Source organism: Streptomyces phyllanthi (genome assembly GCF_009377205.1).
Lineage (GTDB): Bacteria > Actinomycetota > Actinomycetes > Streptomycetales > Streptomycetaceae > Streptomyces > Streptomyces phyllanthi.
Window position 1 is genome coordinate 1 of sequence record NZ_VJZE01000296.1, and the last position, 11,474, is coordinate 11,474.

Sequence of the window (11,474 nt, forward strand, 5' to 3'; positions counted from 1 at the left end):
CCCCAACTCCCTGTCCGAGAACCGCCGTTGCCCCCCAACCGGTTCGACCCGTTGACCGCACCCCTCCGACCTGCGCACTCCCGCCCCAGCAGCCACCGCGGTACGCCCAGATCGGCCGCGCGGCCACCCTCCGCTTTCCAGCAATTCCTGTCCGAATCATTGACGTGCCCGGAGGGCCTCCGTAACTTGTGCCAGCAAGCGCTTACTTGAAACGATTCATGGGGCGAACGCAACGTCGCGGGGAGGCTCAACCATGCAGCACGACCGGAAAGTTGAGAGGCGGACTATCCTCAAGGCGGCCGGTGCCTCACTTGCCGTCGCGGGGGTCGGGGCGACGGCCACGGCCTGCGGCGGCGACAGCGGTGCGGGGGACGGGACGGTGACGATCCGTTACGCATGGTGGGGGGCCGAGGACCGCGCCGAGAGAATCAACAAGACCGTCGAGCTCTTCGAGAAGAAGTACCCGAAGATCAAGGTGAAAACGGACTTCCAGGTCTACACGGACTTCTGGAAGAAGTTCAACACCCAGGCCTCCGGCGGGAATCCGCCGGACGTCTTCCAGAATGCCGTGGGATTCTTGCGGAAATACGACGCGAAGAATGTTCTGCTCGATCTCAGCGAGCAGGTCGAGGCAGGCAATCTCTCCATGGACGGCTTCCGGGCCGGTCTGGACAAGTTCGGCGAGATCGACGGCAAGCTCCTCGGCGTTCCGGTCGGCTCCAACTCCATGGCGCTGGTCATCGACAAGCCCGTCTACACCAAGGCGGGCGTGAAGCCGGAGCAGGGCTGGACCTGGGACGACTTCGACGCGGCGATGAAGAAGATCCGAGACAAGGCGGGGCGCGCCGGTGACAGCGGCATGTACGGCGTCATGTACCTCTACGACCTCTACCTGCGCCAGAACGGCAAGGCGTTCTTCACCGAGGACGGGCTCGGCTTCACCGAGGCGGACTTGACGGACTGGTGGACGAAGGCCGAGAAGGGTGTCGAGGACGGTATCTACGCCGACCCCAAGAAGGTCGCCCAGATCAAGCCCAAGTCGGCGGTCTCCGCGGAAATCGCCGGTGGTGAGTTCACCTGGGACAACTTCACCATCCGCTACACCTCCGAAGGCAAGAGCGAGTACGGGCTGGCGCCCATCCCGACCACGGACGGCAAGAAGACCGGCCAGTACCTCGGCTCCCTCATGCTCAGCGCGTCCAAGCGCACCCAGCACCCCAAGGAAGTCGCCCAGTTCATCGACTTCATGGTGCACGACCCCGAAGTCGCCAAGATCATGGGGTACGACCGCGGTGTCCCCGCGACGCAGGCCCAGTACGACGCGTTCAAGCCGACCGACGAGGTCAACAAGGCGATCGCCGCCTACGAGGAGTCCCTCGTCGAGGCGGGTGTTCTGGAGCCCATCACCCCGCACCCGAACGGCGCGGACATCTGCGAGGCCGGGTTCATGCGTATCGCCGAGGAACTCGCGATGGGCAAGCGCTCGGTGGACGACGCCGTCAAGCAGTTCTTCACCGAGTCGAAGACGGCTCTCGCCGGCTGATGGGAACCACCGTGACACACGCCCCTGCGACGGAGGGCCTCACGAAGGACTCCGAGCCGCGGCACGGTCCGGTGAACTCCCCGCGCCCCGCCGCCCTCAAGCGGCGGGGCCGCCGGGAGACCCTGGCCGGTTATCTCTTCATGTCCCCGTGGATCGCCGGCTTCCTGCTGCTGACCGCGGGCCCGATGGTCGCCTCGCTCTACTTCGCCTTCACCGACTACAACCTGTTCGACGCGCCCAAGTGGGTCGGTCTCGACAACTTCTCCGAGATGTTCGACGACCCGCGCTGGCAGCACTCGGTGCGGGTGACGTTGTGGTACGTCGTCGTCGGTACGCCGCTCAAGCTGTTCGCGGCCCTCGGGGTGGCGCTGCTGCTGGCCCAGAGCCGGCGTGGACAGGCCTTCTACCGGGCCGCCTTCTACGCGCCGTCGCTGATCGGGGCGAGCGTCTCCATCGCGATCGTCTGGAAGGCGATCTTCTCCGACGACGCGATCGTGGACCGTACGCAGAAGCTCTTCGGGGTGGACGCCGGCGGCTGGACCGGCGACCCGGACCTGATCATCTACAGCCTGGTGGCGCTCACCGTCTGGCAGTTCGGCGCCCCCATGGTCATCTTCCTGGCCGGTCTGAAGCAGGTCCCGCGGGAGCTCTACGAGGCGGCCGAGGTCGACGGGGCCGGCAAGCTGCGGCGGTTCTGGAACATCACGCTGCCGATGATCTCCCCGGTTCTCTTCTTCAACGTCCTGCTGGAGACCATCCACTCCTTCCAGATCTTCAGTTCGGCGTACATCGTCGGCGGCGGCGCCGGAGGCAACGCCTGCGGTCCCGCGGACGGTTCGATGGTCTATACCTGCTACCTCTATGTCCAGGGCTTCGAGAACAGCCGGATGGGCCTGGCCTCCGCCATGGCCTGGATGCTGCTTGTCGCGGTCGCCCTGGTGACGGCGGTGCTGTTCTGGTCCCAGAAGCGCTGGGTGCACTACGAGGAGGGTGCCTGATGAGCTCCCCCGGTCTGTCGACTTCCCTCGATCAGGGGGCACCCCCACCGGCCACCGGCATCACGCCGACCCGGTCCCCGAAGGCGGGCAGCCTCCGTCGCAGGCTGCCCGGTTCCCTCGCCTGGCACATCGGTTCCCTCGCCATCCTCGCGGTGATCCTCTATCCCGTGGTCTGGGTCGTCGGAGGCTCCTTCAAGAAGAGCGAGGACATCATCGGCAGCCTGGACCTGTTTCCGGGCGACCCGATCGTCTCGAACTACACGCGGCTCACCGAGGGCATCGCGGACATCTCGGTCTCCACGTTCTTCCTCAACTCGCTGACACTCGCCGTCGGTTCGGTGGTCGGGATCCTGGTGTCCTGCTCGCTGACCGCTTACGCCTTCGCGAAGATCAAGTTCGCGGGCCGCAACCTGCTGTTCACCCTGATGATCGGCACGCTCCTGTTGCCGTACCACGTGCTGCTGATCCCGCAGTACGTGTTGTTCCGCAACATGGAGATGATCAACACCTACACCCCGCTCCTGCTGCCGAAGTACCTGGCGACGGAGGCGTTCTTCGTCTTCCTGATGATGCAGTTCATGCGCAACCTGCCCAAGGAACTCGACGAGGCGGCCCGTCTCGACGGCTGCGGGCATCTGCGCATCTACTGGTCGATCGTGCTCCCGCTGTGCCGCCCGGCCCTGATCACCAGCGCGATCTTCACCTTCATCAACGCCTGGAACGACTTCATGGGCCCGCTGATCTACCTCAACGAGCCCGACAAGTACACGGTCTCCCTCGGTCTGAAGATGTTCGTGGACCAGGAGGGCCTGGCCAACTACGGCGGAATGATCGCCATGTCGCTCGTCGCCCTCCTGCCGGTGCTCGCCTTCTTCGTCACCTTCCAGCGCTACCTGATCGACGGCATGGCGACGTCCGGTCTGAAGGGCTGAGGTGAACCGACCATGGCCCAGGCGCCCGCGAAGGGCTTCACCGGCAAGGCTTCCACGGCACGCGGTGAACGCGGGGAGTCCCTGCTCGCCGAGCGGTTCGCGCTGTTCGCCGAGTGTCTGCTCACCGGTGTGTGGATCGCGGTGGCCTCGCTGCCGATCGTGACCTACCCCGCCGCGTTCGCCGCCGGGGCCCGGCACCTGCGGCGGCGTATCGCCCACGAGGGCGGCGGCCGGCGGGAGTTCACGGCGGACTTCCGGACGGCCGTGCGCGGTGGCTGGATCGCCGGGCTCCTCGGCTGGGCCGCCGCGGCCGCGGTCTGGGTGGACGTCCAGGCCGTACGGGCCGGGATCCCCGGAGGGCCGCTCGTGGGTGCCGTCGGGGTGTTCGCACTGATCGGTCTCGCCGTCGCCGGGCTGCGCGCGGCGGCGGTCTGGGCACCGGGCGCCTCCTGGCGGACCCTGCTCGCGGACGCCGGACGGCGGACCGTGCTCGACCCCGCCGGGTCCTTCCTGCTCGTCGGCGGACTGGCCGTGGTGGCCTGTTCCGCCTGGTTCGTCCTGCCGCTGGCGGTCCCGGTGCTCGGGGCCGTCGCGGCGGCGGCCGTCGCCGTGGAGGAGCGGTACCGGCGCCGCTGACCGGCGGGTGCCCCCGCACAAGGCCGGCGCCCTGAGCGGCGTCGCAGCTCTCACTGTCATGCCCCTGACCACCGCACGCACAGCTTCCCGCAACGCACCGCTTCCCGTACGGAAAGGAAAGGTCATGTCCCCCATCGACCGCAGGTCCCTCCTCAAGGCGGCCGCCGTCGCCGGAGCCGCCGCGCAGTTCAGCTGGGCACTCGGCTCGAACGCGCAGGCCGCGCCCAGAGCCGAGGCCGCGGACGCGGATCCGGTGACCCTGGACTGGCTGGAGGACGGCGGACTCGGCGCCGCGCCCGGGTCCACCGTGGGCGTGCCGTGGCCCAAGGGCGCGTATGAGAAGGACCAGTCGTTCTCCCTGACGGACGCGGACGGCAAGGAGATCCCCGTCCAGTCCTGGCCCATCGGCTACTGGCCCGACGGCTCCCTGAAGTGGACCGCGCACGCGGTCGGCGCGGGCGCCGGATCCGGGAAGCTCACCCTCGCAGCCGGCAGCCCCGCCGCCCCCGCGAAGAAGGTCACCGTCGACAGGAGCGGCGGCACCATCGAGGTGTCGACCGGGGTCATCACCGCGAAGATCGGCAAGAGCGGCTCCACGCTCGTGAAATCGGTGCGGCGCGGCTCCACCGAGATCGCTCACACCGGCCGTCTGGTGCTCCTGCGCCAGCCCGAGATCGAGGACGGTGACCAGGGAGCGGAGAAGTACGAGCGGTTCGAGAGCGTCATCGGCGAGGCCGAGGTCGAGCAGGAGGGGCCGGTCCGCGCGGTCGTCCGGATCGACGGCAAGCACCGCAAGGGCGACCGCAGTTGGCTGCCCTTCTCGGTCCGGCTCTACTTCTACGCGGGAGCCGAGTCGTTCCGCATGGTGCACACCATCACCTTCGACGGCAAGCAGGAGCCCGGCAGGGCGAGCGGTGACTTCATCCGCGGGATCGGCGTGCGCTTCAAGGTGCCGATGCGTGACGCCGCGTACGACCGGCACATCCGTATCGGCGGCGAGGGCACCGGTCTGCTGCGCGAGGCCGTCAAGGGCATCACCGGGCTGCGGCGCGACCCGGGGGCAGCCGTGCGAACGGCCCAGTTCGAGGGCAAGAAGCTGCCGGACCCGTCCACCTGGGACCAGCGGGTCACCACCCGCCTCCAGTACATCCCCGAGTGGGGCGACTACACCCTCTCGCAGCTCTCCGCCGACGGCTTCACGGTCCGCAAGCGCACCAAGAAGGGCCACGGCTGGATCGGCGCGGGCGGTGGCCGGCGGGCGAGCGGCTTCGGCTATGTGGGCGGCGCCAGCGGCGGATTCGCCTTCGGCCTCAGGGACTTCTGGGAGAAGTTCCCCGCCCAGCTCGACATCCGCGACGCCCAGACCGACACGGCCGAGGTCACCCTCTGGCTCTGGTCGCCCGAGGCACAGCCCATGGACCTGCGCTTCTACCACGACGGCATGGGCCAGGACACGTACCCCGAACAGCTCGAGGGCCTCAACATCACCTACGAGGACTACGAGCCCGGCTTCGGAACCCCCTACGGCATCGCCCGCACCAGCGAACTCCTCTTCTGGGCCCACGAGTCCACCCCGAGCGCCGAGCAGATGGCCCAGCAGGTCGAGGCCGTACGCACCCCGCCGCAGCTCGCCGCCCCGCCCGAGCACCTCATCGAAGCGGGCGTCTTCGGCAGGCTGTTCTCCGAGCCGGACCGCTCCACCGCCGCCAAGGCGAAGATCGAGGACCACCTCGACTTCCTCTTCACCTACTACAAGGACCAGGTGGAGATGCGCCGTTGGTACGGCTTCTGGGACTACGGCGACATCATGCACAGCTACGACCCCAGCCGCCACCAGTGGTGCTACGACGTCGGCGGCTACGCCTGGGACAACTCCGAGCTCTCGCCCGACCTGTGGCTCTGGTTCGCGTACATGCGCTCGGGCCGCGCCGACATCTTCCGCTTCGCCGAGGCCATGACCCGGCACACCGGCGAGGTCGACGTCTACCACCTCGGCCAGTGGGCGGGCCTCGGCACCCGCCACGGCGTCCAGCACTACGCGGACAGCGCCAAGCAGCAGCGCATCGCCAACACCACCTACCGGCGCTACTACTACTTCCTCACCGCGGACGAACGCGTCGGCGACCTCATGCACGCCAACGTCGACTCCGACGAGACGTTCCTCGTCCTCGACCCCATCCGCAAGATCCGCACCGAGCCCTACACCCCCGACCGCAACGCCCTCTCCATCGGCTTCGGCACCGACTGGTCCGGACTGGTCTCCGCCTGGCTCACCGAGTGGGAACGGCGCGGTCCCAAGTGGGAGAAGGCCAAGGCGCGCGTCCTGTCCACGATGGAGACCATCGCCGCCCAGCCCAACGGCTTCGTCCAGGGCAACGCGCTGTACGACCTGGACACCGGCAAGTTCGCCATCGCCAAGGACCCCAAGGTCAGCGTCTCGCACCTGTCGGCCATGTTCGGCCTGGTCGAGCTCTGCGCCGAGCTCATCGACCAGATCGACATGCCGAAGTTCAAGGAGGCGTGGCTCGACTACTGCCGCTACTTCAACGCCACCAAGGCGGAGCAGAAGGCCCGTTACGGCTCCGACTTCGGCTCCCTGCTGCTCTTCCAGGGCCATGCGCGGCAGGACGCCTACGCCGCAGTCCAGTTGGGCGACGACAAGTTGGCCGCGCGCGCGTGGCAGCAGTTCTACAACAGCCGGGACACCTGGGACTACAAGGAGTCCACGGACTGGTCCACGAAGAAGATCGAGGGTCCGACGGCACTGGTGCCCGGCAGTGAGGCGGCCTGGGTGTCGACCAACGCCACGGCGCTGTACGGGTTGGCGGCCATCCAGAACCTGGCCCTGGTCGGCGACAAGATGCCGTAGCCCACGCTTCCTAACGGAAGCGCCCCAGCACCTCCCGCACTCGTCGCGCGTCGCGCAGTCGCTGCTCGTACGTGGCACCGAGTGCGAGCAGCACCAGACCGGCGAGTGCGGGAGGTACCCAACGCGGCAGCGCGCCGACGACCTGGGCGATGTACGGGGCGAGTTCGTGCAGCGTGACCAGGGTGAGCACGGTGCCGCCGAGCACGAGCGGCGCCTGGAGGTGGTGCCGGGCGCCGACGAGCGTGACGACGAGGGCCGCCGCGCCCAGCAGGAGGGGGCGCGGCCAGTCCGGGTCGCCCCATGCCGCAAGGAGGCTCGGTACGAGGGTGACGGCGAGCCCGGGGCCGTACGCCGTCCAGGACGAGGCCCGGGGGTCACGGCGCCGTCGTACGAGGCCCACCACGAGGGCGGGGAGGGTCACGGGCAGCGTGTACGCCTCCGGGGTGCTCACGTCCCAGGACATCAGACGGACCCAGGTGGCCAGCACGAACAGGGCGGTGGCCGCGTAGCCCGCGTACCGCCGGTCCGCGCGGAGGGCGGTGCCCGCGGCGACGACCCCGCAGAGGGCGAGCGTCAGGGCCAGGAACGGCGGGTCGGTGGCGGCGAGGCCGACGGCCAGGAGGCCCGCGGCGGCACCGGCCACCTCGACGGACACGGTCATGGGGGAGCCGTCCGAACGCGCGGCCAGCACGGCCGCCGTGACCGGGACGGCGAGGACGAGCAGCGCGATGTGGTGCGGCTGCCAGCCGGCGGACGCGCCGATCGCACAGAGCAGGGCGGCGGCGTACACGAGGGACGCGGGCGCGCAGAACACCCCGAGCCCCTGACGCCGGGCGGCCGCCCCGAACAGGACCGTCAGCGCCGCGAGCACGGCGAGCGTCGCCGTCTCCGAGGCCAGGGAGACACAGGCGAGACCGAGGGAGGCGACCAGGGCCAGGATCATGGCGGTGAGGGACAGCGGCGACCGTACGGGCGCGGTTTCCCCCTCCGACACCTCCGGCCGGGGCGGTGACCAGACGCCCGCGAGCGCCACCGCGGCCGCGGTCACGAGCGCCTGCCCCACCATCCCCACGGCGTACGGGAGTTCCAGCACCGCCGGGACCGTCAGCACGGTCGACCATCCCAGAACGAGGGCGCCCACCCATGCCTGTGCCCGCCAGGCCGTGCCCCGGCCCAGGACGGCCAGCACCCCGGCCACGACCGCGAGTACGAGCGGCGTGGTCGCCGAGTGCGCGGGCCACGGCAGTTCCGTCGTGACCGCCTCCCGGGCATCCGCGGGCGCCCCGGACCAGACGCGCTCCACCCAGCCGAGCGGCCCGAGGAGGATGATCGCGACGAGGGGCAGGGCCCAGAGCACCGCGAGCGCCTGCACGGAGGCGGACGCCAGGGCCAGGCCTCGCCGTACGGGTTCGGGAAGTCCCGTCCGCACCACGGCCAACAGGCCTACCCCGCACACCAGACAGCCGGGAACGGTCCACTCGTCGGGCAGCGAGGCCCGCAGCACCCCGCCCACCCCGGCGACCACGAGCAGGCCGCCGGTCAGGGCCGTGCCGAGCGCGAGGTCCGGCCTCGGGGTGTGCCGGGCGGCGGTCAGGGCGATCGCCGCGGCGAGGGCGAGGAGCGCCGCCGCACGGGCGGCGGCGCTCGGGCCGGATGCGGTCCAGGTCTCCCATCCGGCCGCCAGTACACCCCAGGCTCCCAGGCCGAACGCGCCGACAGCCGCGACGGTCCTCACCGGCTCGACGGACACCCGAAGTGCGACGAACGTGTCGGCCGCGGCGGTCGCAAGCAGCGCCGCCGTGAGTGTGTGCGGGCTCGCCTGCACGGCGAGCGCCCAGAGGAGCAGGGGGAGTTGGGCGGCGACCAGCGCGACGGGGAGGGGCAGCCGGAGCGGGACGCGCGCGGCCGTGGCCGACGGGCCCCGCCGCGACCGGGGGTGTTCCCCGCCCCCGTCCCCGGCCCGGTCCGTCGGCTCCGCGGGCACCAGCAGGCCCATGCCCATCCCGTACGCCGCCCATACCCCGGCCAGAACCGCCGACGCCACGGCCGCGTAGCCGACGCCGTCCGTCCCGGTGAAGACGACCTCGTGCAGCGCGTACGCGTCCAGCACCGTCAGCGCCAGCCCGAGACCGGCGACCGCCTCCGCCGTCGAGCGCAGCCCGCGCCGGAGCAGCGGCACCGGTACGGCCAGCGTCGCCAGCGTCACCGTGCCGAGCACCAGGGAGCGCCCGGCGATACCCATCCGCCCCCAGCTGACCAGCGTGAACGCGATCGCCGCGATGGTCAGCAGGATGCCGCCGAGGATCAGCAGCACGTTCTGCACGCCGGGCGCCGTCGTCTCGGGCCTCGGCGCGTTCCGTACAGGAGACGCGGGAGGAGCGGGAGGCGCCGCGTACAGCGCGTTGACCAGCCAGGCCCGGCGCGCCAGCAGCACGGCGCGGCGGGCATCGAGTTGCCGCAGCTCGGTGTCGAGGATCCGCAACTCCTCGACCGGGGGCGGAATGTTCGTCATGCCTCGGAGTGTGTCGCTCGTCACGTTGTGCGGCATGAGTGCGCGTACTCAGGTCGTACTCAGATCGCGCACGGCGGGGTCATTGCGGGCAGACTCCGCACATGGACTGGAGCCACTACCGCTTCCGCAGCCTGTGGGCCCTGCCCGCACCGCCCGCCACCGTGTACGAGGTGCTGGAGCGGGCCGAGGACTACCCGCGGTGGTGGCCCCAGGTGCGCGAGGTGACCCGCGTCGACGACACGAGCGGTGTGCTGCGGGTGCGGTCGGTCCTGCCGTACGACCTGAGGTTCACCGCCCGGAAGGTACGGCACGATCCCGCTGCCGGAGTGCTGGAGATCGCGATGACCGGTGACCTCGACGGCTGGGCACGCTGGACGCTCACCGCCCACGGGACCGGCACACTGGCCCGCTACGACCAGGAGGTCGACGTGGCGAAACCCCTGCTGCGGCGGCTCGCCGTGCCGGGGCGTCCCTTCTTCCGCGCCAACCACGCACTGATGATGCGGGACGGGAGGCGAGGGCTCCGCATGTATCTGCGCCAGGGGCACCCCGCAGGGTGATCAGGGTGGCCGGCAATGGGTTTGAACGGAACCCTCGGGGACCTGTATTGTTCAGTGCGTTCCCGGGCGATTAGCTCAGTGGGAGAGCGCTTCGTTCACACCGAAGAGGTCACTGGTTCGAACCCAGTATCGCCCACGATACCGATGGCGGCTCGTGCCTGCAGACTGCGCAGGGCGGGTCGCCATCGTCGTGTTCTGCGCGGCTTCGCCGCGCGTAGCGGGGGCTTCGCCACCCGCACCCCCTCAGCTCGGGGTTGCCCTCTGTCGGGGTGCTCACGCCGCCGCCGGCAGATCCGGCCGCAGCGGCCACGCCGGGTCCACCGCTTCCTCCGTGCCGCTGCGCGCGAACCACGCCTGCAGGCCGCGCGCCTGCGCCGCGTGCCACACCGCCTGCAGGGTGTGCAGCTCGGCGGGGGAGAGGCGCTCAAGGCGTGCCGCGAAACGGTGCCCGATGGCCCGTACGACATCCATCGCGGCCATCGCGTCCGCCGCCGCCTCGTGGGCGCCGTCCAGCGCCACCCCGTAGTGCTCGCACAGGTCGGTGAGGGTGCGGCGGCCCTTGCGGTAGCGGTCCAGGTGCTTGTCGAGGACGCGCGGGTCCAGTACGCGCAGGGGCGTCGACTCGAACCAGTGGGAGAGCGAGGAGGCGCGGTGGCGGCGCAACTCCCGGTCCAGGAGCGTCAGATCGAACGGCGCGTTCATCACCACGAGCGGGCGGCCCCGCACGGCCTGCTCCGCCAGCTCCTTGGCTATCTCCTCCATCACCGGGGACGGCCAGCGCCCGTTGCGCTGCACATGATCGTCCGTCAGTCCGTGCACCGCCGTCGCCCCGGCGGGCACCGGCACGCCCGGGTTCACCAGCCACCGGGTCACCCGGGGCCGGGTGCCCGCGGCGTCCTGGACGACGACGGCCGCCGAGACGATCCGGTCGGTCTCGACGTCCACGCCCGTGGTCTCCGTGTCGAACGCGGCCAGAGGGCCCTCGTACCAGTACGCCATACGCACCCAACTCCTCGTCATCGCCAGCAGTTGACGCACCGTCGACTGCCCGATTCGGTGATACCCGGGCTGTTTGCGCCATACGCCGGGAGGAGACAACAGAAGTGTGGGTCTTTGCAGTTCAGGGGCCTGTGTCGGGAATTCGTCCGCTCTGGAAGGCTGTCACATGGCGATCGCGCAGCCCGAACAAGGCGGGCTGCTGCCACAGCGGACCGATCCGCGCCGCGGCACGCTCGCCACCACCGCGTGCATGGAGACGCTCCAGGTGGGCTATCTGCACGCCGTGGCCGCGGCCGCGGGCTGCTCGCTCTCCCAGCCCTTTCCGGACAACGGCATCGACTGGCATGTCAGCCACAGCGCACCGGGACACACGGTCGACGACGAGGTCACCATCAAGGTGCAGCTCAAGTGCACGTACCAGATCC

At 70.1% G+C, this 11,474-nt stretch carries 9 protein-coding genes and 1 tRNA gene; 8 read left to right on the forward strand and 2 right to left on the reverse strand.

From position 1 onward, the window contains the following. The first annotated feature begins 253 nt into the window (after nt 1-253). The 5 genes from FNH04_RS30970 (at nt 254) to FNH04_RS30990 (ending at nt 6,978) form a co-directional block, all read left to right on the forward strand. Complete coding sequence (locus FNH04_RS30970) at nt 254-1,543, forward strand: ABC transporter substrate-binding protein (RefSeq protein WP_152789091.1); 1,290 nt, start codon at nt 254-256, stop codon at nt 1,541-1,543. Then, complete coding sequence (locus FNH04_RS30975; RefSeq protein WP_152789092.1) at nt 1,543-2,541, forward strand: carbohydrate ABC transporter permease; 999 nt, start codon at nt 1,543-1,545, stop codon at nt 2,539-2,541. Before FNH04_RS30970 ends, FNH04_RS30975 begins: the two co-directional genes overlap by 1 nt. Then, nucleotides 2,541-3,473 (forward strand): carbohydrate ABC transporter permease, encoded by a 933-nt coding sequence (locus FNH04_RS30980; protein WP_152789093.1) that lies wholly within the window; start codon nt 2,541-2,543, stop codon nt 3,471-3,473. Before FNH04_RS30975 ends, FNH04_RS30980 begins: the two co-directional genes overlap by 1 nt. 12 nt (nt 3,474-3,485) lie before the next feature. Continuing rightward, nucleotides 3,486-4,109, forward strand: a complete 624-nt coding sequence (locus FNH04_RS30985) for a hypothetical protein (protein WP_152789094.1) — start codon at nt 3,486-3,488, stop codon at nt 4,107-4,109. A gap of 124 nt (nt 4,110-4,233) precedes the next feature. After that, nucleotides 4,234-6,978, forward strand: a complete 2,745-nt coding sequence (locus tag FNH04_RS30990) for an exo-rhamnogalacturonan lyase family protein (protein ID WP_152789095.1) — start codon at nt 4,234-4,236, stop codon at nt 6,976-6,978. Between the two features lie 10 nt (nt 6,979-6,988). On the opposite strand, the gene FNH04_RS30995 is transcribed toward FNH04_RS30990, so the two are convergent. Beyond that, entirely contained in the window at nt 6,989-9,490 is a 2,502-nt protein-coding gene (locus FNH04_RS30995) for an SCO7613 C-terminal domain-containing membrane protein (protein WP_152789096.1), read from the reverse strand. 101 nt (nt 9,491-9,591) lie between these two features. On the opposite strand from FNH04_RS30995, the gene FNH04_RS31000 reads away from it, so the two are divergent. Continuing rightward, a complete protein-coding gene (locus tag FNH04_RS31000; protein ID WP_152789097.1) occupies nt 9,592-10,050 on the forward strand; it encodes an SRPBCC family protein in 459 nt (152 codons plus the stop codon). Between the two features lie 64 nt (nt 10,051-10,114). After that, nucleotides 10,115-10,186: transfer RNA gene (locus FNH04_RS31005), tRNA-Val, on the forward strand. 137 nt (nt 10,187-10,323) lie between these two features. Here FNH04_RS31005 and FNH04_RS31010 read toward each other — a convergent pair. Further along, the gene (locus tag FNH04_RS31010) at nt 10,324-11,049 is read right to left on the reverse strand and encodes a 3'-5' exonuclease (RefSeq protein ID WP_152789098.1); all 726 of its coding nucleotides are present in this window, start codon (nt 11,047-11,049) and stop codon (nt 10,324-10,326) included. Between the two features lie 166 nt (nt 11,050-11,215). Here FNH04_RS31010 and FNH04_RS31015 point away from each other — a divergent pair. Then, nucleotides 11,216-11,474: DUF4365 domain-containing protein (locus FNH04_RS31015; protein ID WP_152789099.1), on the forward strand; the 259-nt coding region annotated here is incomplete at its 3' end.

What these genes read in the sequence shown, in the direction of transcription:
- FNH04_RS30970 (WP_152789091.1), top strand. Translation starts at nt 254, where the DNA reads ATGCAGCACGACCGGAAAGTTGAGAGGCGGACTATCCTCAAGGCGGCC.
- FNH04_RS30975 (WP_152789092.1), top strand. Translation starts at nt 1,543, where the DNA reads ATGGGAACCACCGTGACACACGCCCCTGCGACGGAGGGCCTCACGAAG.
- FNH04_RS30980 (WP_152789093.1), top strand. Translation starts at nt 2,541, where the DNA reads ATGAGCTCCCCCGGTCTGTCGACTTCCCTCGATCAGGGGGCACCCCCA.
- FNH04_RS30985 (WP_152789094.1), top strand. Translation starts at nt 3,486, where the DNA reads ATGGCCCAGGCGCCCGCGAAGGGCTTCACCGGCAAGGCTTCCACGGCA.
- FNH04_RS30990 (WP_152789095.1), top strand. Translation starts at nt 4,234, where the DNA reads ATGTCCCCCATCGACCGCAGGTCCCTCCTCAAGGCGGCCGCCGTCGCC.
- FNH04_RS30995 (WP_152789096.1), bottom strand. Translation starts at nt 9,490, where the DNA reads ATGACGAACATTCCGCCCCCGGTCGAGGAGTTGCGGATCCTCGACACC.
- FNH04_RS31000 (WP_152789097.1), top strand. Translation starts at nt 9,592, where the DNA reads ATGGACTGGAGCCACTACCGCTTCCGCAGCCTGTGGGCCCTGCCCGCA.
- FNH04_RS31010 (WP_152789098.1), bottom strand. Translation starts at nt 11,049, where the DNA reads ATGGCGTACTGGTACGAGGGCCCTCTGGCCGCGTTCGACACGGAGACC.